Below are 20,938 nucleotides of genomic sequence, written 5' to 3'. Positions count from 1 at the left end.
GTAGCATTCGCCCCTGGTAACTCCTGTGTATTTGGATTTATTATTACAGCTTGATAACTCAAACCTTCTGTTTGGGCCGATACTACAACCGTTACAAAAAATATCAATATAATTATTAGTCTTTTCATATCTTAAATTTTATTTCTGTTCTGATAAATTAATTAATAGACCAAAACTTACGTTTTTACTTATAATTCTTAATTCTTCTTGATCATCCGTATTGCTTGTACCATCTTTAAGTTTTAAACTTTTTCCATACATAAACTGGGTATATAATGATAAATCAGCTGAAATTTTATAAGAAGCTCCTAATCCCCCTCTAAAGTCAAAAAGTGTTTTATCAAAATCATCATTATTTTTTAAATCAATCACCATATTATTCAATGTTTGATATCCTTGCATTAAAAACTCAATAGATCCTGTTCCTTTTACATAAAACTTAAATTTATTTGCTGTAAATACTTCATAATCTAACCCTACATTAAACTCTACATAATTTACGTTCCACTCAAAAAAATTACCAACGGCATCATCACTTCCAACAGCTCCATACCCAGCATAACTTGCCCCAAATGAACCATATAATTTTTTTGTGAATATTGTATTTCTATACCCCATAGTCATGAAACTTTGCGAAGTAGCGTGCAAATTATCAAGACCATTTCCATCTGAATTTTTATAATCAAATGATGATAAGGTTTTCCCAGCTTCAACATAAAGTTGCTGACCAAAAGAATTAATTCCTAAAAAAAGGAAAAATAGTAATGTAATTTTTTTCATGTTTTATCGTTTAATTATGTTAGCTTTAAATTGTTTTTGTTCTGTATTCATTAGAAAGATATATTGTGCGCTTGCTAAAAAACCAAGGTTGATGCTCATATTTTGAGTTGCACTGCTTTTTTTGGTAAAAACATTTCTACCAAGCATATCAAAAATTTGTATTGTTATTGGACCTTTAACTAATTCATTAAAAGAAACATTTAATTCATTATTCACAGGATTTGGATAAATCATTGCGTTAAGATTTGTTTCTTCTGGTATTATTTTACTTGAAATTGTAGGTGGCTGAATAAAACCTTGCCTTACAATTACACCATTTGATTGAAATTTACCAATAACACTGCCTTGTCCAATACTCTGTTGTATTACATAGTGTTGGTTGTTTACTATAATAGCTTCCGAGGATCCTGCAACACCCGTAGTGGATCTTACCAAATAATTGCTCGAAGAATATTGAGCATTGGCAAATTGAAAACATAGTAAAATTAAGGGGATTACGAGGCGTAATTTTTGTTTCATTTAAATTGGTTTTAAAAAGAATTTATCAATCTTTTCAAAAACATTTTTAATTGAATTTGAAGAAACCAATAATGCTTTTAATTATTTAAAGCAAAAATAGTTCTTTTTAATTTAATATAAAATACGTAGTACTACGTAGAAATATACGTAGTACTACGTATAGAAAATAACGCATTTTTTAATAGCTAAAACTCTGTTTTTTAATTACTTACAAGTATTTTAGCTTTTATTTATATGAATTTTTCTAAATAAATCGTAGATGATTTTAAATTTATTTTTTACGTGTAGAGTGACAAACTTTCATTTTTTTTGCTTAAAAATTTCTATACTTTGAAGACACTTCAAAAATATGTTGTAGAATTTTCTGCTCTTTTTCATCAAAATCTAAATCACGTCTTTTAAAAACTAATTTAGCTGTTTCCGTTGCTTTATTTATTTGGTAGGTAGAAAAACCCGCTGCTCCTCCCCAGCTAAAGGATGGTACAAAATTTCTTGGAAAATTACTTCCATAAATATTTGAACTAACACCTATAACTGTTCCGGTATTAAACATGGTATTGATAGCACACTTAGAATGGTCTCCCATTATTAAGCCACAAAATTGCAATCCTGTTTTAGCAAAATTTTCAGTTTCGTAATTCCACAATCTAACTTCATCATAATTATTTTTTAAATTAGAATTGTTAGAATCTGCACCAATATTACACCATTCACCTAACACTGAATTTCCTAAAAATCCTTCATGCCCTTTATTTGAATACCCTATTAAAATTGAATTATTAATTTCGCCTCCAACTTTACTGTAAGGACCAATTGTGGTAGCTCCATATATTTTTGCGCCCATTTTAATCACAGAATCTTCGCCCAAACTAAAAGGCCCACGTATTAAACATCCTTCCATAACAAGTGCGTTTTTTCCAATATAAATTGGTCCTGTACTTGCATTTAAGGTAGAAAATAATAGTTCTGCTCCTTCTTCAATAAATATGTTTTCCTTATTAATAACTTGTACTCCTTTTGGAATTGGCTGAGATACTCTTCCTTTCGTAATTAATTCAAAATCAGCTTTTAGCGCTATATCGTTCTTTGAAAATAAATCCCATGTATTTTTTATTTGAAGTACCTCATCATCAAACTCACTAATTTCATACGTATCAAAATTCACTTCTTCTTGAGAATCATTTGTATAAAAAGCAATGACCTCATCATTTTTAAAAATTGCTTGATTTTCAGCTAATCCAGAAATTTTTTCAACCAATAATGGATTTGGTAAAAAAGAAGCATTAATCATGACGTTTTGCTCCATTTCAACCATTGGAAATTTTTCTTCTAAATAATCTTCCGTAAGGGTTGTTGTTGTAGAACCAAGATATTGTTCCCATTTTTCTCGAATTGTTAAAATTCCAATTCTTAAATCTGCTACTGGGCGTGTGTATGTTAAAGGCAATAAAGATGCCCTAACTGTTCCATCAAATAAAATATAATTCATTATAAACTAATTTTTACAAATGTACAGTAAGTTTTTACTTCAACAAACCAAAAAAGATGTTACTATTATAAAACTTTTTCTTTTTTTAGGTAGGTATCAATACTATCTGCGGCGTCAAAACATGCACTAACAGAATTCATCTCAGAGCAATATCTAGAATCTATTGGACTATTTTTACAACCAATAGCACTTAAATCAATTTTACTGAAATTTGTATCAATGCTTAAACATTTGTTGTATAGACTTGCAATAGTTTCATTCCCTTCTAGTGAAGTGTTTTTTGAAACCAAGTAGCCTTTTAAATAATTTTCAATAGCAAATTGTGAATTTTTACATACAGAATAACTAACAAAATCTTCTGAAGGTTTAAATAATTCATTTTTTGCATCGCTTAATTTTTTTGTAGCTTCTTTAAAAAAAGCTTCTGATCTATCATTCATATCAATTGGTTTTTAAAGAGTTAAAAAAAGTGCTGAATACATTACGTAAACAGCACTCTTTCAGTTAATCAAAATTTATAAATTTTTATAAAGTTCTAATCTTTCCCATTGAGAATCTACTTGCTCTTGTGCTTTTTCTAGCAACACGCCAGCTAATTCTGGGTTTTCTTTTACAACTCTTGTAAATCTAGTTTCTTTATACATAAAGTCTTGAAGAGGTGCAGAAGGTGCTTTAGAATCTAATCTAAATTTCTTTCCTTTTTCTGATTGAGGATTGAATCTAAATAAAGGCCAATAACCAGTTTCTACCGCTTTTTCTTGGTGTGAAGCTCCGTCTTTTAAATCGTAACCGTGTTCACCACAATGTGCGTAAGCAATAATTAAAGAAGGTCCTGGGTAAGCAGCTGCTTCTTCAATTGCTTTTAATGTTTGGTTATCTTTAGCTCCAATTGCAATTTGAGCAACATACACATTTCCATAAGAAACTGCTTGTAATGCTAAACTTTTCTTAGAAGTCATTTTACCATTAATTGCAAATTTAGCACTTGCTCCCATTGGTGTTGCTTTAGATGCTTGTCCTCCAGTATTTGAATACACTTCAGTATCCATTACTAAAATATTGATGTTTTCTCCTGAAGAGAATAAGTGATCTAAACCACCGTATCCAATATCATAAGCCCAACCGTCACCACCAAAAATCCAAACGTCTTTTTTACGTAAGTACTCAGAAAGGTTTCTTAGTTTTTTAGCATCATAAGTATCAATTGTATTTAAAATACCGTTTAACTCATCAATTTGATTTAATTTTAACTCTTTTAAAGTTTCATTAGTTTCATCATTGTTTAAAATATCATTTACCAATGTGCTACCAATTTTATCTTCTAAAGTTTTTAATAAATCAACTGCTATTTCTTGTTTTTTAGATAACGCTAGTTTCATACCTAAGCCAAACTCTGCATTATCTTCAAATAATGAATTTGCCCAAGCTGGTCCTCTACCTGCTTTGTTTTTAGTATAAGGTGTAGTTGGTAAGTTAGCTCCATAAATTGAAGAACAACCAGTTGCATTTGCAATTAATATACTATCACCATATAATTGGGTAATCATTTTAATATAAGGTGTTTCACCACAACCTGAACAAGCTCCTGAGAACTCAAATAATGGTTGTAAAAATTGTGACCCTTTTACTGTTGAAGTTACCAACTCTTTTCTGTCGTAGTCTGGTAAATCAATAAAGTAATCCCAATGTACATTTTCTACTTTTTCAACTTCACGTTTATCAGCTAAGTTAATTGCAAAAATACCTGCAACTTCTTTGCTTTCAGCTGGACAAACAGCTACACAAAGATCACATCCTGTACAATCTTCTGGAGACACTTGTAAAATATAACTTTCTGTTTTACTATCAAATGGTCTACCTTTTGCTGGTACATGTTTTAATGAATCTGGCGCATTTACCAATAAATCATTAGAAACAACTTTAGCTCTAATTGCTGCGTGTGGACAAATAGCAACACATTTATTACATTGTGTACATAAATCTGCATCATCCCAAGTTGGCACTACTGTTGCAATACCACGTTTTTCATATTGTGTAGTTCCTGTAGGGAAAGTTCCATCAACAGGGAAAGCACTTACTGGTAAAGAATCTCCATTACCCGCTAAAATAGTTCCTAAAACTTCTTTAACAAAAGCATCAGCATCACCAGTCATTAATGGCAATAAACTATCCTCATTTGTTGTATGAAGTGGATATTCTACTTTTTGAAGATTTTCTAATGAGGTATCTACCGCTTTAAAGTTCATTTGCACCACTTTATCTCCTTTATGAGAATAAGATTTTACAATGGCATCTTTAATTTTTTTGATAGCTTCATCTTTTGGTAATACACCAGAAATTGCGAAGAAACAAGTTTGTAATACTGTATTTGTACGTTTACCTAATTTAGCTTCTAACGCCACTTTTGTAGCATCAATAACATAAAATTCAATATTATTTTCAATAATTCTTTTTTGAATTACACTAGGTAACTCTGCCCAAATTTTATATTTAGAGTGTGGAGTATTTAATAAGAATGTTCCTCCTTCTTTTATGTTTTTAAGAATATCATATTCATACACAAAATTAGGTTGGTGACACGCTATAAAATTAGCTTTGTTAATTAAATAGCTAGAGTAAATTGGTTCTGGACCAAAACGCAAGTGAGAAATTGTTTGCGCTCCTGCTTTTTTAGAGTCATACACAAAATATCCTTGTACAAAATTATCCGTTGTTTCACCAATAATTTTAATAGAGTTTTTGTTAGCTCCAACGGTACCATCAGATCCTAAACCGTAGAACATACAGTTAAATGTAGTTTTTCTTGTTTGGAAATAAGGATTAATTGGTAAACTTGTATGTGTAACGTCATCATTAATACCAACGGTAAAATGATTTTTTGGTTTTTTGTTTTCTAATTCATCAAAAATACCTTTAACCATTGCTGGTGTAAATTCTTTTGAAGAAAGTCCGTAACGACCACCAACAATAGTTGGCATAGTTTCACCCATTTCAACAAATGCAGTAACTACATCTAAATATAAAGGTTCTCCAATACTTCCTGGTTCTTTAGTTCTATCTAAAACAGCTACTTTTTTAACTGATTTAGGTAATTCTTTTAAGAAATCACTTACAGAGAATGGACGATATAAACGTACAAATAACGCTCCTACCTTTTCACCTTTATCAACCATCGTGTCAATAGTTTCTCTTACAGGTCCTTCTCCAGATCCCATAATAATAACTACTTTTTCAGCCTCTGGGTGACCAATATAATAGAATAAGCTATATTTTCTTCCTGTATGCTCATAAAATTCATCCATTGTTTCCTGAACAATACCAGGAACTTTTTGATAAAATGAGTTACAAGCTTCACGAGCTTGGAAAAATACATCAGGATTTTGAGCTGTACCTTTAATAGTAGGATTATCAGAATCTAATGAACGTTTTCTGTGTTTCATTACTTCTTCCTCTGGCATCATTGCAGTAATAACATCATTTGGAATAGCATCTATTTTAGAAATTTCATGTGAAGTTCTAAATCCATCAAAAATATTCATAAATGGCACTCTACTTTTTAAGGTAGCCACTTGAGAAATTAACGCAAAATCGTGTGCTTCCTGTACGCTTCCCGCAAATAACATTGAAAAACCTGTTGCACGAGCAGCCATTACATCTGAATGATCTCCAAAAATTGATAATGCGTGAGTTGCAATTGTTCTTGCAGCAACGTGTATAACAGATGGTAATAACTCACCTGCCATTTTATACATATTAGGGATCATTAATAATAACCCTTGAGATGCCGTAAATGTGGTAGTTAATGCACCCGCTTGTAAAGAACCGTGTACAGCACCTGCTGCACCACCTTCACTTTGCATTTCTACAATGCGAGGAACATTGTTCCAAATGTTTTTTCTGCCTTCAGAACTATAAACATCTACATGTTCACCCATTGGTGATGCAGGTGTAATAGGATAGATTGCACAAACCTCATTTGTTTTGTGTGCAATAATCGCTACGGCCTCATTAGCATCACAAATTAATTTTGAATTCTCTTCTTTCATTATACTTATATTTACACTTAATAAATTGAACTATTTATATTAAAAACAGAAAAGCTTTACAAACAATATAAAATCAGCTATTCTATTGATATGGTAAAATTATAGGATTAAAGTAAGAGTTATAATGACATATATCAGCTAAAAAGTTTGATTAACTATTTGGAACGTATAAAAATAACGTTTTTAAAATGCTGATTATCTTATTGTTAAAACAACTGGTTAACCAATTTAACAAAAGACTGTAACAAAATTAACATTAAAATAACATAATTTTTTCTGCTTATTTTGAGCGTTTATGTAGTAAAGTAGTCAAAAAATATTAAGGTGTTTTATTTATATTTTATTGAAATTTAATACTAAAAATACAACTTCTTAAAAAACTTTATACACAAGATTTTCAACTAAAAATAATTGTAAGAAATATAAGGTAGCTTAATAAGCTTATATTTTTTTTAGAACTGATAAATAGCGTTCTCTAGCAAATTTGTGTTCTACTATCTCTGGAATATTTTTGTAGTTGGGATTCCATTTTTTAATATAAATTAAATTTGGATCAAATTTTTGTTGCTGAGTTTGTGGATTAAAAACTCTATAATAAGGAGCAGCATCACAACCAGTTCCAGCAACCCATTGCCAATTACCATTATTTGCAGACAACTCATAATCTAATAACTTTTCTGCAAAATAAGCTTCTCCCCAACGCCAATCTATTAATAAATGCTTGCATAAAAAACTGGCAACTATCATTCTAACTCTATTGTGCATATACCCAGTTTTATTTAATTGACGCATTCCTGCATCAACAATTGGATAGCCTGTTTTTCCTTCGCACCATAGTTTAAATTCTACTTCATTATTACGCCATGCTATAAAATTGTATTTTTCTTTAAAATTAGATTGTACAACTTTTGGAAAATGAAATAGTATTTGCATAAAAAACTCACGCCAAATTAATTCGCTTACAAATGTGCTATCAGTTTTTATTGAATATTCAACTAATTTTCGAATACTGACAGTTCCAAAACGCAAGTGAACAGACAAGTTTGATGTTTCTACAGATGGAATATCTCTGTTTTTTGCGTAATCTTTAATACACCTATTATTATATGGCAGCACTTTTATAGAGCTTGACTGAAAACCAATTGCATTCAATGAAGGAAAATTAAAAATCTCTTTATGTAAATTCTCTAATATTTTTTCTGAAGGAAATTTATTTATTACAGTTTCTGAATATTTTTTTAACCATTTATTTTTATATGGCGTGTAAACTGTATAAGGCAAACCATCGTCCTTTACAACTTCAGCTTCTTCAAAAATAACTTGGTCTTTATAGCTTTTAAATGCAATTCTATTTTCTAAAAAAAATGATTTTAAATTATCATCTCTTTTAATGGCGTAGGGTTCGTAATCTTTATTTACAAACACTTCTTTTATGGTGTAAATTTTCAGCAATTTTTGCCAAACTTCAAAAACAGTACCTTTTTCAATTTTTAAAGTACTCCCAAATTTTAGTAATTCATTATTAATAGTATTTAAAGTTTCATAAATAAAAGTAACTCTAGCATCATTCTTTGGAAGCTCGTTTAATATGTCTTCATCAAAAATAAAAACTGGCAATACTTTATAACCAGATTGCAAAGCATGGTACAATCCACAATTATCGTGTAACCTTAAATCTCTTCTAAACCAAAAAACAGCAATTTCATTGTTACTCATAAACTTCTATTAATTGAATACTTTTTTAAATTTTTCAATTAAAATTAAATTGGCAAAAAGCATACTAAACGCATAAAAAGTGTCTTCTATTGGAATTGTAAATAAACGAATTCCTAAGTTTTCAGCATTGTTATACCAAACAACTTCCTGATGAATAAAACTTCCTGTTAAAATTCCGTTTACAATAAAAAATGGAATTAAAATCACTAAAAATGTAATATAAAATTTCTGTAAAATAATGTTTTTAGTGATTAATGAATACGCTAACAAACTTGAAAAAACTAGCAAATTTATAAACGTATACCATTTATCTGTATTAAAAACTAAGACAGCAATTGACAAAAAGATCAATAAAACAGTTATAATATTGGTTAACTTTTTTGACAATTGTAGTTTTGGAAAAAAGTAACCGAATGCATAATGCGTAAAAAGACTAGCGTAAGGAATACAGATAAAAAATAGAATTTCTTCTATAGGAAGTCCCAAAATGGTGAAATTAACATGATACAAAGGATTAAAACCCCAAACACCCATTTTGGTAAAAATAACATCCCAAATTAAAAAAAAGAATGCCACAATAAAAAGTGATAAAAAAACTGATTTCCACCATTTGATAAATCGCATTTTTTTTTCAAAACTATAAGCGAAAGGAACTATAAATGATGCGATATTTAAAAATAGATACAAACTCATTACATGTTAAAATATTTAAACGGCACAAATAACATTCCAAAACATTCTCCTTCTTCTTTTCCTAAGTGTTTATGATGCACTTTGTGTGCTTTTCGCAATCCGATTAAGTATTTATTATTGGTTTTATTAAACCACTTAAATCGCCTGTGAATTAAAACATCGTGCACTAAAAAGTAAGCCAATCCGTAAAATAAAATCCCTAAACCAACAAAAAATAAATAATTTAATCCGCCTTGTAAACCAACGTAAAACAACACAATGCTTGGTATAGCAAAAATTACAAAAAACACATCATTTCTTTCAAACCAATTTTTATATTGTGGCTGATGATGATCTTCATGAAAATACCACATTAAGCCGTGCATAACATATTTATGCGTTAACCAAGTAACGCATTCCATTAATGCAAATGTTATAAGTGTAGTTAAAAAAAATATCATATTTTATTAATTATTTTGTTTATTTCAAGTGTTTGTTTTGCTGCTATTCCTTTCACCAACAACATTTTAATAAGCATTGTTTTCTTAAACTTTAAAGGTAACGAACTATTAATAATGTTGGTAATTATTAAGTTATAATCTTCTTCTATATTTTTATGATACCCTAAAAATTTGGGAATTTCACTTTGAAACAAAAAACGTACATACCGCATTTCTATATTTTTGGGATCATTTGCTATTGAATTATCTAACAACTCCGAACCACTTTTAAAATAACTCCATTTATTAAATGGGAAGAATGCAAATTTTGCTTTCATTAAGAGCATTGCTGCCTTGTAGGCATTTGCTTGTTTTAAGTTGCTTTTTTCTAATAATTGAATATAATTATCAGCTTCTTTAATGGTTGTAACATTTAAAAAATCATTTCTAATTCCCTCTATTCCAGTTGCATATACTGATGTGGTAACTAACAAAAAAAAGAGAAACAACTTCATAAACTCTATAGTAAATTTAACTTAAACACCAAAAATGAACGCGCTAACAAACTTATTTTCATTGGATTAGAAACTCTAATTCTTGTGGTTAAAATTTTCTCAGATGGCGTACTTTTTAATTTTGACAACAACCTTTTATAATAAATAAAAGCTGTGTACACTCCAAACTTTGCTTCAATTGGCAATAATTTTATGCCTTTATAAGCTTCAGAAAAATCTTCTTCAATTTCATTAATAATGGATTGCTTAGCATTTAAATCTAATGATTCAAAATTTACTCCTGGAAAATAAGAACGATTTAAAATTTCATAATCATCTTTTAAATCTCTTAAAAAATTCACTTTTTGAAATGCCGAACCAAATTTCATAGCAGGTTCTTTTAAACTTTCATATTTTTCATCATCACCATTTACAAATACTTTTAAACACATTAATCCAACCACATCTGCAGATCCATAAATGTAATTATTACATTCCGCAGTTGTTTGATATTCAGTTTTATTTAAATCAAGTTTCATACTTGTTAAAAAAGCTTGTACCAAATCATCGGTAATATTGTTTTTTTTAACTGTTTTTTGAAAACTATTTAAAATTGGATTTAAGCTAATACCAGCTTCCATTGCTGCATAATAATCAGCTTCAAACTGATTGATTAGTTTATTTTTATCATAGCCATGAAAAGAATCCACAATTTCATCAGCAAACCTCACAAAAGCATAAATACTATAAATATCTTCTCTAATTTTTGGCGATAACATTTTAACGGCCAAAGAAAAAGAAGTACTGTATTTTTTTGTAACAATTTTGCAACAAACAAATGAAGTATCATCAAATAATTGCTTCATAATCTTTATTTTTTTTTAGTTAGTAGTTGTAAATTTAAATAGCATTTTTTAATACCATTTCCGACACAATTTTACCCGAAATTATTGATGGCGGAACGCCTGGTCCTGGCACTGTTAATTGACCTGTAAAAAATAAATTCTGTACTTTTTTACTGATAATTTTTGGTCGTAAAAAAGCTGTTTGTGTTAAAGTATTTGCCAACCCGTAGGCATTTCCTTTATATGAATTATAGTCTTCTATAAAGTCATTTACACAATACGATCTTTTAAATAAAATACTGTCTGATACTTTTTGATTTGTTAATTTTTCTAATCGCTCTATAATTACATTAAAATAATGTTCTCTAATTTTTAGAGTATCTTCAATACCCGGAGCAATTGGAATTAAAAAAGTAGCCGCTTCTTTATTAATAGGGGCAAAACTATTATCGGTTATACTTGGGAAACTTGCATAAAAAAGCGGCTCTTTTGGCCATTGAGGCGTATCGTAAATATCTACTGCGTGTACATCAAAATTCGTATCAAAAAATAACGTATGATGTGCAACATTTTCTAATTTTTTATCAAAACCTACATAAAATAATAAGGATGAAGGTGCGAATGTTTTTTTACTCCAATATTTTTCAGAGTACATTCTATATTTTTTATCTAACAACGTTTCTGAATGGTGATAATCTGCACCGCTCACAACAATATCTGCAGGCATAAACAAGCCATCAACAGTTACACCAATAGTTTTTCCAGATTCCACTTCAATTTTTTGAACATTCTGATTTGTTTTAACAGTAACGCCTAATTCGGTGGCCAATGAAACAAATGCTTTAACAACTTCAAACATTCCACCTTCTGGATGCCAAGTTCCTAAGCCAAAATCGGCATAATTCATAAAACTGTAAAAACTTGGAGTATTTGATGGTTTTGCGCCTAAAAACAATACAGGAAATTCTAATATTTGAATTAACTTTTTACTTTTAATATTAGCTCTAACTTCTGTACTGATACTTTTAAAAAACTGATTTACATTTTTTATGGTATCAAAAGTGATTAATTCTGTGATAGAATTTCCAGGTTTATATACCATATTATTTACAGCAATTTCATAATTGAATTTTGCTGCTTTTAAAAACTTCTTCAAGTATTTTGAACTTCCTTTTTCTTCGTTTTCAAAAATAGTATATATTTCTTCTATATTATCTGAAATTGTTAAAGATTCAAGTATATCAAAATACACCTGATATGCTGGCGCCAATTTTTTTAAATTGTAATAATCTGATGGTTTTTTATTAAAATCATTAAAAAATTTCTCAAAAACATCTGGCATCCAATACCAAGTTGGACCAATATCAAATTTAAAACCATCTTGTTCTAAAACGCGTGCTCTTCCTCCCACACTTGCATTTTTCTCAAGTATAGTAACGTTAAATCCCTTTTGAGCTAAGTAACACGAAGCTGAAAGTGATGAAAATCCTGACCCTATTATAATTATATTTCTCATATTTTGTTTAACAAATATACAAAAAGATTAAACAAAACAAAATTTTATAAAAAAAATTACAGAATATTTAACAATTCTAAAGGTGAAGTAAACAATGCTATCTGTGTTGGAACTTTATAATTCTCTTGTATTTGCTGCAATTTAAACCCCGTAACCAACAATTTATTCGTTGTATTTTTTAATACTTTATTGTAAACTTCATCTAAATAATCTTCCGTAGTAGTTTTACTTGGCTCTACAGTTAAATGCGTCACAAAACAAACGTCTTTATAAATATTTTGAAGATCATTTAAATTTTCAATTGGAACACTTTGCCCTAAATAAATAGAGTGTTTTCCTTGAAACAACAACTCAAAATGCAAATACAATAAGCCCAGTTCATGAATTTCATTTAAGGGTAGAAACAATACATATTTCTCTGTGCTGGCATTCATATTTAACAATTGAAGTTTTTCAATATTTAAATATAATTTTTGCTTAATTAAATTAGTAATAAAGTGTTCATGGGCAGGTGTAATTGAATTTACCATCCATAAGACTCCTATTTCACTTAAAAATGGTAAAAATATTTTTGTGAAAATAGTTCTAAAAGAACTGTGTGAAATTAAACTATTATAAGTTTGATTAAATAAAGGCTCATCAAAATTTAACATGGCTAATTTAAATGAATTTAAAGCACTGCTTTCAAAACCCTCTTTAAACACTATTTCTTTTACCTTAATCTCCATTTTACTTTTAGAAAGATCAGCAATTTTAGAAATTTTCACACCATTATTGTATAAAAGCGTTACATTTAATAACTTTTTTAAGTTATCAATATTATAATATCTAATGTTAGAATCTGTTCTTTGGGGTTCAAACAAATTATATCGCTTCTCCCAAATTCTGATAGTATGTGCTTTTATTCCAGAAAAATTTTCTAGATCTTTTATTGTGAATTCTGTTTTAATATTGTTCAAGATATTATTTTTTTAATTAAACAAATATAGCAATTTAATTAAAAAAGCCCCAAAAAGGAGCTTTTTTAATTAAATGAAGTACATAAATTATTCACTAGTCATTATAAACAATGGATTCATTTCAAAACTATTATAATTTGGACATAATCTATCAGTATTGTAAAATTTTTGAATATTAACAACTTTAGATTTACCAGTAACCACATCAATTGGAACATTATCATAACGTCCATTTTTTAAAACAACCAACCTTCCGTGGATTCCTTTTAAAATTAAATCTAAGGCTAAATTACCATAGGCCATTGGCACAATAGAATCAATAGCATCAGGATCACCACCTCTAACTAAATATCCTAATTTTTGATTGATAACGTTTATCACTTTTCCATTATTATATTTAGGTGATGCTTCCTTTAAACGTTGAGAAACCAACTCTCCAATCCCACCTAATTTAGCATGACCAAATTGATCTTTAGCTCCATCTTTAAAAACCATTTCACCCCCTTCAAACATTGCTCCCTCAGATACTAATACAACAGAATATTTACTAGGATTATCATATCTATCTGCCACTAATAATTCAGCTAAACTATCCATGTTAAACTTATATTCAGGGATAACACATCTATTGGCAGAGCCTGCCATTGTTGGCAACATTGCAGTAAAGCCAGCATATCTACCAAAAACTTCCATAACCAAAAAACGTTCATGTGAACCTGCTGAAGTTCTAAGTGTATTGGTCATATTTATTGTTCTTGTAATACAAGTACTAAAACCTATACAATAATCCGTACCAGGAACATCATTATCCATAGTTTTAGGTATGGCAACAACCTTAACACCTTCTTGATACAACCGAACAGCATAACTTAAAGTATCATCTCCACCAATAGGAATTAAATAATCTACTCCTAAATAATTTAAATTACTTAAGACCGTTTTGGTTACATCATTTACATCATTAATGTACTCATCTTTTAAATGATCAGGAACACTATTTTTTGGAAGATGGCTAGGTCTTGTTCTTGAACTATGTAAAAAAGTACCACCTGTTCTTCCTGTTTTATTCACAATTATTTGAGTAAGTTCAACATAATTATTACTATTATCAACTTTTGGGTCTTGAATCATTTCAACAATTCCAGCCCAACCTCTTCGTAAACCAATTACCCGAAACCCTTCTCTAATTGCTCTAATTGTTATTGCTCTAATTGCCGGATTTAAACCTGGCACATCGCCACCACCCGTTAATATAGCAATTGTTCCTCTAATTTTATTTGCCATAATTCTTAATATTAAATTTAATGTATGAAAATACAAAAAATAAAGTTGATTTATATTATTTGTAAAAAATATAAAAAACTCATATAATTTAAAAAATTAAAACAAAAAAAAGCTCCTTAAGGAGCTTTTCAAATTAATAAAATTTTACTATTTATTTAAATACATTTTTCTTCTTGAGTATAATTCATAAAACTGATCGTCTTTTAAACTATCAATAAATAAAATACTCTCTCCTGTCGATTTCATTTCTGGTCCTAATTTTTTATCAACATTAGGAAACTTATTAAATGAAAATACTGGTTGTTTAATGGCGAAACCTTCCAATTGTGGATTAAAAGTGAAATCTTTCACTTTATTTACACCCAACATAACTTTGGTAGCGTAATTAACATAAGGTTCTTTGTATGCCTTTGCAATAAAAGGCACTGTACGTGATGCTCTTGGATTTGCTTCAATAATATAAACCGTATCATCTTTAATTGCGAATTGTATATTTATCAATCCAACCGTTTTTAAAGCCAATGCTATTTTTTTAGTATGATCTTTAATTTGTTGCATTACAAATTCACCTAAATTAAAAGGAGGTAACGTTGCATTTGAATCTCCAGAATGCACACCACAAGGCTCAATATGTTCCATTATTCCAATAATGTATACATCTTCTCCATCGCAAATTGCATCCGCTTCTGCTTCAATTGCACCATCTAAATAATGATCTAACAACAACATATTGTTTGGTATGCTTCTTAGTAACGCAACCACATGTTTTTCTAGTTCTTCTTTATTAATCACAATTTTCATTCCTTGCCCACCTAATACATAAGAAGGACGCACTAAAATTGGAAAATCTAAATTATCAGCAATTGCAGCAGCTTCATCGGCTGTTGTTGCAGTACCATATTGTGGAAATGGTATATCTAACTCAACTAATAATTCAGAAAAACGTTTTCTATCTTCCGCTAAATCTAACGCTTCAAAGCTAGTTCCAATTATTTTAACACCCCATTTATCTAATTTCTCAGCTAACTTTAAGGCTGTTTGTCCACCTAACTGAACAATAACTCCTTCAGGTTTTTCGTGTTGAATAATATCATAAATATGTTCCCAAAATACAGGTTCAAAATATAATTTATCTGCAGTATCAAAATCTGTTGAAACAGTTTCTGGATTACAGTTAATCATAATTGTTTCGTAACCGGCTTCTCTTGCCGCCAAAACACCGTGAACACAACAATAATCAAACTCAATTCCTTGCCCAATTCTATTTGGTCCAGAACCTAAAACTACAATTTTCTTTTTATCAGTTACAATGCTTTCATTATCAGCATAACTACCTCTATCTGCAGTGATCATTTTATTTTCAAACGTAGAATAGTAGTAAGGTGTTTGTGCACTAAATTCTGCTGCACAAGTATCAACTAATTTGTAAACTCTATTAATATCCAACTCTTGTCTCTTTGCGTAAACTTCGCTTTCAAAACAATCTAACATATGTGCAATTTGTCTGTCTGCAAAACCTTTTTGTTTTGCTTCTAACAATAATTCATACGTTAAAGTTTCTAATTTATTGGTTGAAATTTCTCTTTCTAAAGACAATAATTCTTCATATTGCTTTAAAAACCACATATCAATCTTTGTAATTTCGTGGATTCTACTTAATGGAATACCTATTGAAATTGCATCATAAATTACAAAAACTCGATCCCAACTTGCGTTGGTTAGTTTTTCAATAATTGTATCATAATCTTTTTCTCCTTTACCGTCAGCTCCTAATCCATTTCGTTTGATCTCTAAAGATTGTGTTGCTTTATGCAATGCTTCTTGAAAAGATCTTCCGATTCCCATAACTTCACCAACAGATTTCATTTGTAAGCCTAATGTTCTGTCAGCCCCTTCAAATTTATCAAAGTTCCAACGTGGTATTTTTACAATTACATAATCTAACGTTGGCTCAAATAATGCCGAAGTAGTTTTTGTAATTTGATTATTTAGCTCATCTAAATGATAACCTAATGCTAATTTAGAAGCTATTTTGGCAATTGGATATCCCGTTGCTTTTGAAGCCAAAGCCGATGAACGTGACACACGTGGATTTATTTCAATTGCCACAATATCCTCTTTTTCATCAGGACTAACTGCAAATTGCACATTACAACCACCAGCAAAATCACCAATAGAACGCATCATTAAAATGGCCATATCACGCATTCTCTGGAAGGTTCTATCACTTAAAGTCATTGCTGGCGCAACAGTAATTGAATCTCCTGTATGAATTCCCATCGGATCCATATTTTCTATAGTACAGATAATAACAACATTATCATTTTCATCTCTCAACAACTCTAATTCGTACTCTTTCCAACCCATTAAGGCTTTATCAATAATAACCTCATGTATTGGAGATGCTTCTAAACCTCGGCTTAAAGCATCATCAAAATCTTCCTGTTTATATACTATTGAAGCTCCAAAACCACCTAAAGTAAATGAGGGTCTAATTACTAAAGGATACCCGTATTCTTGAGCAATTTCTTTCCCTTTTAAAAATGAATTTGCAGTTGTAGAAGGCGCCTGTCCAATACCAATTTTAATCATTAACTGTCTAAACTTTTCACGGTCTTCAGTAATATTAATTGCATCAATATCAACACCAATTAATTCAACATTAAAATCTTCCCAAATTCCTTTATCATCTGCTTCAATACATAAATTTAAAGCTGTTTGCCCACCCATAGTAGGTAAAACAGCATCAATATTTGGATGTAATTTTAAAATCTCAATAATAGATTTTGTTGTTAATGGTTTTAAATAAACATTATCAGCCAACGATGGATCCGTCATAATAGTTGCTGGATTAGAATTGATTAAAGTAACCTCAATTCCTTCTTCTTTTAACGATCTAATAGCTTGAGAACCAGAATAATCAAATTCACATGCTTGGCCAATAATAATTGGACCAGACCCAATTATTAGTACTGATTTAATGTTTGTGTTTTTTGGCATTTGTTAGTATAAAAAATTAATGTGTAAATATCAATAAAATTCGTTTTTTATAAAAATATAGTTTTCAAAACTTATCAAAAAAACATAAAAAAAGGTGTTACTAATTGAAAGTAACACCTTATATATAAAACTATCGTTTCATTATTTCTTTGGTCTTGGGTCTGAAGAAACGCTTATTCTTTTTCTACCTTTAGCTCTTCTTCTCGCTAACACTTTTCTACCCGTTGCAGAAGCCATACGCTCTCTAAAACCATGTTTATTTCTTCTCTTTCTTTTTGACGGCTGATAAGTTCTTTTACTCATTACAAATATCTTTAAAAATAGTGTTTCTTATGTTGTTAAGTTTTAGCAAAATCCACCTGCTAAAAGCGAGGGCAAATATACAATTAGTTTTGTTTTTGGCAAATAGATTTTAAAAAAAAATTAAAATATTTATTTTCATCAAAAAAAAAGAAATATTTCCTACATTTATAAAAAGCAAAAATAAGTAAAATATGTATCATAAACCAATGTTAAAGGAAGGAAGTTTAAAAAATAAAGTTATTGTTGTAACTGGCGGAGGCAGTGGTTTAGGAAAGTCTATGACATCCTATTTTTTAGAATTAGGCGCTCATGTTGTTATAACTTCAAGAAACATAGAAAAACTAAATACGGCTAAAATTGAGTTAGAAAAAAAAACTGGTGGAAAAGTTTTAGCTGTACAATGTGATGTGAGAAATTATAGTGAAGTTGAAAATTTACTTGCTGAAACGCTTAAAGAATTTGGAAAGGTAGACGGTTTATTAAATAACGCTGCAGGTAATTTTATAAGTCCAACTGAACGTTTGTCTGCAAATGCATTTGATACAATTATTGATATTGTTTTAAAAGGAAGTAAAAACTGCACACTTGCTTTTGGAAAACATTGGATAGACACCAAACAACAAAAGGCTACTATACTGAATATTGTTACAACTTATGCTTGGACAGGTTCCGCATATGTTGTTCCTTCTGCAACCGCAAAAGCCGGCGTTTTAGCCATGACACGCTCCTTAGCTGTTGAGTGGGCTAAATATGGTATTCGATCAAATGCTATTGCTCCTGGTCCATTTCCTACTGAAGGAGCTTGGGACCGGCTATTACCTGGAAATTTAAAAGAAAAGTTTGATATGAAAAAGAAAGTTCCGGTTGGCAGATTTGGTGAACATCAAGAATTGGCAAATTTAGCAGCATATTTAATAAGTGATTATTCTGCCTATGTAAATGGCGAAGTTATTACTATTGATGGCGGTGAGTGGCTTAAAGGTGCTGGAGAATTTAATATGTTAGAAGAAATTCCGGATGAAATGTGGGATATGCTTGAATCCATGATTAGAAGTAAAAAAAGTAAATAATTTTTTTAAAAAAATGAACGTAAAATTCTTAAAATTTTAAAGAGTTCTTTTTTTGTCAACTAAAATAGAGTTAGTACTTTTGCCCAAACCTACGGATAATGAAAAATACGAAATATGTTTTTGTAACTGGTGGCGTTACATCTTCACTTGGAAAAGGGATAATAGCTGCTTCTTTAGCTAAATTACTACAAGAAAGAGGCTACTCTGTAACCATACAAAAACTAGACCCATATATTAATATAGACCCAGGAACTTTAAATCCGTACGAACATGGTGAATGTTATGTAACAGATGATGGAGCTGAAACTGATTTAGATTTAGGACATTATGAACGTTTTTTAAACATTCCAACGTCACAAGCTAACAATGTTACTACGGGTAGAATTTATCAATCCGTTATAGATAAAGAACGAAAAGGAGAGTTTTTAGGAAAAACAGTACAAGTTATTCCTCATATTACAGATGAAATTAAGCATCGTGTTCAAATACTTGGAAATACTGGAGAATTTGATATTGTAATTACAGAAATTGGCGGAACTGTGGGTGATATAGAATCTTTGCCTTATGTAGAATCTGTTCGTCAATTATTATGGGAATTAGGTCATGAAAACGCCATTGTAATTCATTTAACGTTAGTGCCTTATTTAGCTGCTGCTGGTGAATTAAAAACAAAGCCAACACAGCATTCAGTTAAAATGTTAATGCAAAGTGGTGTAAGTCCAGATATTTTAGTTTGCAGAACTGAACATGAAATTTCAGATTCTATAAAAAGTAAATTAGCATTGTTTTGTAATGTTAAAAAAGAAGATGTTATTCAATCTATAGATGCAGAAACAATTTACGATGTTCCTAATTTAATGCTGGAAGAAAATTTAGATTTAGTTGTTTTGAAGAAATTACAATTACCCCAAGATAAACAACCAGAATTAAAAGTTTGGAATGAGTTTTTAACAAAATTTAAAAACCCAAAACATACTATTGAAATTGGTTTAATTGGAAAATATGTTGAATTAAAAGACGCTTATAAATCTATTTCCGAAGCATTTATTCATTCAGGAGCTCAAAATGAAGTTCAAGTTAATGTAAACTGGATACATTCAGAAGATTTAACCGTTGAAAACGTTCCAAATAAATTAAAAAAACTAAACGGAATTTTAGTAGCACCTGGTTTTGGCGAAAGAGGAATTGAAGGTAAAATTGCAGCTGTAAAATATGCACGAGAAAATAACATTCCTTTTTTAGGAATTTGTTTAGGAATGCAAATGGCGGTTATTGAATTTTCAAGAAATGTTTTAGGTATAAAAGATGCTAACTCCAGCGAAATGGATAAGCAAACTGCAAACCCAGTCATTGATTTAATGGAAGAGCAAAAAAGCGTTATTAATTATGGAGGAACTATGCGTTTAGGAGCTTGGGATTGCCAATTAAAAGAAAACAGCAAAATTAAAAGTATTTACAAAAAAGATATTATTAGCGAACGCCACAGACATAGATATGAATTTAACAGTACTTATTTAGAGCAAATAGAAAAAGCTGGAATGATAGCTACAGGTAAAAACCCAAAAACCGATTTGGTAGAAGTTGTAGAAATACCTTCTCATCCTTGGTTTATTGGCGTACAATATCATCCAGAGTATAAAAGTACAGTGCTAAATCCACATCCTTTATTTGTAGATTTTGTAAAAGCATCTTTGGAACACTCTTTGAACTAATATACAATTAGTAATAAATACCAATAAATAACAATACATTTAGTACTTTTGTCGGGCTTTTTAAAAAATTTTTAAAAAGAAAATGACAAATTG

Annotated in this window: 17 protein-coding genes; 2 read left to right on the top strand and 15 right to left on the bottom strand. The window is 29.9% G+C overall.

The features are described 5' to 3' along the window. Nucleotides 1–138: 138 nt before the first annotated feature. From JEY78_RS14995 to rpmH, 15 genes are all read right to left on the bottom strand, one after another. Entirely contained in the window at nt 139–780 is a 642-nt protein-coding gene (locus JEY78_RS14995) for an outer membrane beta-barrel protein (protein WP_291853239.1), read from the bottom strand. A gap of 3 nt (nt 781–783) precedes the next feature. Further along, nucleotides 784–1,299: a T9SS type A sorting domain-containing protein gene (locus JEY78_RS14990; RefSeq protein WP_291853236.1), complete on the bottom strand. Its 516-nt coding sequence runs from the start codon at nt 1,297–1,299 to the stop codon at nt 784–786. A gap of 313 nt (nt 1,300–1,612) precedes the next feature. Then, entirely contained in the window at nt 1,613–2,788 is a 1,176-nt protein-coding gene (locus JEY78_RS14985) for a GlmU family protein (RefSeq protein WP_291853234.1), read from the bottom strand. Nucleotides 2,789–2,853: 65 nt separating this feature from the next. Continuing rightward, nucleotides 2,854–3,228: a hypothetical protein gene (locus JEY78_RS14980; RefSeq protein WP_291853232.1), complete on the bottom strand. Its 375-nt coding sequence runs from the start codon at nt 3,226–3,228 to the stop codon at nt 2,854–2,856. A 75-nt stretch (nt 3,229–3,303) separates the two neighbouring features. After that, nucleotides 3,304–6,834 carry a pyruvate:ferredoxin (flavodoxin) oxidoreductase gene (nifJ, locus tag JEY78_RS14975; protein WP_291853230.1) on the bottom strand — a complete coding sequence of 1,177 codons (3,531 nt, stop codon included), beginning with the start codon at nt 6,832–6,834 and terminating at the stop codon, nt 3,304–3,306. 441 nt (nt 6,835–7,275) lie between these two features. Continuing rightward, on the bottom strand, nt 7,276–8,550 hold the full coding sequence (locus tag JEY78_RS14970) for a deoxyribodipyrimidine photo-lyase (protein ID WP_291853228.1): 1,275 nt from the start codon (nt 8,548–8,550) through the stop codon (nt 7,276–7,278). Between the two features lie 9 nt (nt 8,551–8,559). Beyond that, nucleotides 8,560–9,243 carry a lycopene cyclase domain-containing protein gene (locus JEY78_RS14965; protein ID WP_291853226.1) on the bottom strand — a complete coding sequence of 228 codons (684 nt, stop codon included), beginning with the start codon at nt 9,241–9,243 and terminating at the stop codon, nt 8,560–8,562. Continuing rightward, entirely contained in the window at nt 9,243–9,683 is a 441-nt protein-coding gene (locus JEY78_RS14960) for a sterol desaturase family protein (RefSeq protein ID WP_291853223.1), read from the bottom strand. The genes JEY78_RS14965 and JEY78_RS14960 overlap by 1 nt, the downstream gene beginning before the upstream one ends. Beyond that, entirely contained in the window at nt 9,680–10,177 is a 498-nt protein-coding gene (locus JEY78_RS14955) for a hypothetical protein (RefSeq protein ID WP_291853220.1), read from the bottom strand. Before JEY78_RS14955 ends, JEY78_RS14960 begins: the two co-directional genes overlap by 4 nt. 5 nt (nt 10,178–10,182) lie before the next feature. Next, the gene (locus JEY78_RS14950) at nt 10,183–11,022 is read right to left on the bottom strand and encodes a phytoene/squalene synthase family protein (protein WP_291853217.1); all 840 of its coding nucleotides are present in this window, start codon (nt 11,020–11,022) and stop codon (nt 10,183–10,185) included. 34 nt (nt 11,023–11,056) lie between these two features. Further along, complete coding sequence (locus JEY78_RS14945; protein WP_291853214.1) at nt 11,057–12,517, bottom strand: NAD(P)/FAD-dependent oxidoreductase; 1,461 nt, start codon at nt 12,515–12,517, stop codon at nt 11,057–11,059. Between the two features lie 56 nt (nt 12,518–12,573). After that, on the bottom strand, nt 12,574–13,476 hold the full coding sequence (locus JEY78_RS14940; protein WP_291853210.1) for a MerR family transcriptional regulator: 903 nt from the start codon (nt 13,474–13,476) through the stop codon (nt 12,574–12,576). Nucleotides 13,477–13,563: 87 nt separating this feature from the next. Next, nucleotides 13,564–14,760, bottom strand: a complete 1,197-nt coding sequence (locus JEY78_RS14935) for a 6-phosphofructokinase (RefSeq protein ID WP_291853207.1) — start codon at nt 14,758–14,760, stop codon at nt 13,564–13,566. A gap of 147 nt (nt 14,761–14,907) precedes the next feature. Beyond that, a complete protein-coding gene (gene carB, locus JEY78_RS14930; protein WP_291853204.1) occupies nt 14,908–17,760 on the bottom strand; it encodes a carbamoyl-phosphate synthase large subunit in 2,853 nt (950 codons plus the stop codon). Nucleotides 17,761–17,901: 141 nt separating this feature from the next. Next, entirely contained in the window at nt 17,902–18,063 is a 162-nt protein-coding gene (rpmH, locus tag JEY78_RS14925) for a 50S ribosomal protein L34 (RefSeq protein WP_090221690.1), read from the bottom strand. Between the two features lie 191 nt (nt 18,064–18,254). On the opposite strand from rpmH, the gene JEY78_RS14920 reads away from it, so the two are divergent. Next, nucleotides 18,255–19,133, top strand: coding sequence for an SDR family oxidoreductase (locus JEY78_RS14920; RefSeq protein WP_291853193.1), 879 nt, complete (start codon nt 18,255–18,257; stop codon nt 19,131–19,133). A gap of 98 nt (nt 19,134–19,231) precedes the next feature. Next, entirely contained in the window at nt 19,232–20,845 is a 1,614-nt protein-coding gene (locus tag JEY78_RS14915; RefSeq protein ID WP_291853190.1) for a CTP synthase, read from the top strand. Nucleotides 20,846–20,938: the final 93 nt, after the last annotated feature.

Origin of the sequence: Lutibacter sp., assembly GCF_016342705.1 — a bacterium.
In the GTDB taxonomy this organism is placed as follows: Bacteria; Bacteroidota; Bacteroidia; order Flavobacteriales; family Flavobacteriaceae; genus Lutibacter.
Note: the sequence above shows the minus strand (reverse complement) of the source record. Positions and strands in the feature narration are given on the sequence as shown.

Bases quoted from the DNA above. Each gene is read 5' to 3' on its own strand.
- carB (WP_291853204.1), bottom strand. From the start codon at position 17,760: ATGCCAAAAAACACAAACATTAAATCAGTACTAATAATTGGGTCTGGT.
- nifJ (WP_291853230.1), bottom strand. From the start codon at position 6,834: ATGAAAGAAGAGAATTCAAAATTAATTTGTGATGCTAATGAGGCCGTA.
- JEY78_RS14950 (WP_291853217.1), bottom strand. From the start codon at position 11,022: ATGAAGCAATTATTTGATGATACTTCATTTGTTTGTTGCAAAATTGTT.
- JEY78_RS14960 (WP_291853223.1), bottom strand. From the start codon at position 9,683: ATGATATTTTTTTTAACTACACTTATAACATTTGCATTAATGGAATGC.
- JEY78_RS14980 (WP_291853232.1), bottom strand. From the start codon at position 3,228: ATGAATGATAGATCAGAAGCTTTTTTTAAAGAAGCTACAAAAAAATTA.
- JEY78_RS14965 (WP_291853226.1), bottom strand. From the start codon at position 9,243: ATGAGTTTGTATCTATTTTTAAATATCGCATCATTTATAGTTCCTTTC.
- JEY78_RS14945 (WP_291853214.1), bottom strand. From the start codon at position 12,517: ATGAGAAATATAATTATAATAGGGTCAGGATTTTCATCACTTTCAGCT.
- JEY78_RS14995 (WP_291853239.1), bottom strand. From the start codon at position 780: ATGAAAAAAATTACATTACTATTTTTCCTTTTTTTAGGAATTAATTCT.
- JEY78_RS14935 (WP_291853207.1), bottom strand. From the start codon at position 14,760: ATGGCAAATAAAATTAGAGGAACAATTGCTATATTAACGGGTGGTGGC.
- JEY78_RS14970 (WP_291853228.1), bottom strand. From the start codon at position 8,550: ATGAGTAACAATGAAATTGCTGTTTTTTGGTTTAGAAGAGATTTAAGG.
- JEY78_RS14990 (WP_291853236.1), bottom strand. From the start codon at position 1,299: ATGAAACAAAAATTACGCCTCGTAATCCCCTTAATTTTACTATGTTTT.
- JEY78_RS14920 (WP_291853193.1), top strand. From the start codon at position 18,255: ATGTATCATAAACCAATGTTAAAGGAAGGAAGTTTAAAAAATAAAGTT.
- JEY78_RS14955 (WP_291853220.1), bottom strand. From the start codon at position 10,177: ATGAAGTTGTTTCTCTTTTTTTTGTTAGTTACCACATCAGTATATGCA.
- JEY78_RS14985 (WP_291853234.1), bottom strand. From the start codon at position 2,788: ATGAATTATATTTTATTTGATGGAACAGTTAGGGCATCTTTATTGCCT.
- rpmH (WP_090221690.1), bottom strand. From the start codon at position 18,063: ATGAGTAAAAGAACTTATCAGCCGTCAAAAAGAAAGAGAAGAAATAAA.
- JEY78_RS14915 (WP_291853190.1), top strand. From the start codon at position 19,232: ATGAAAAATACGAAATATGTTTTTGTAACTGGTGGCGTTACATCTTCA.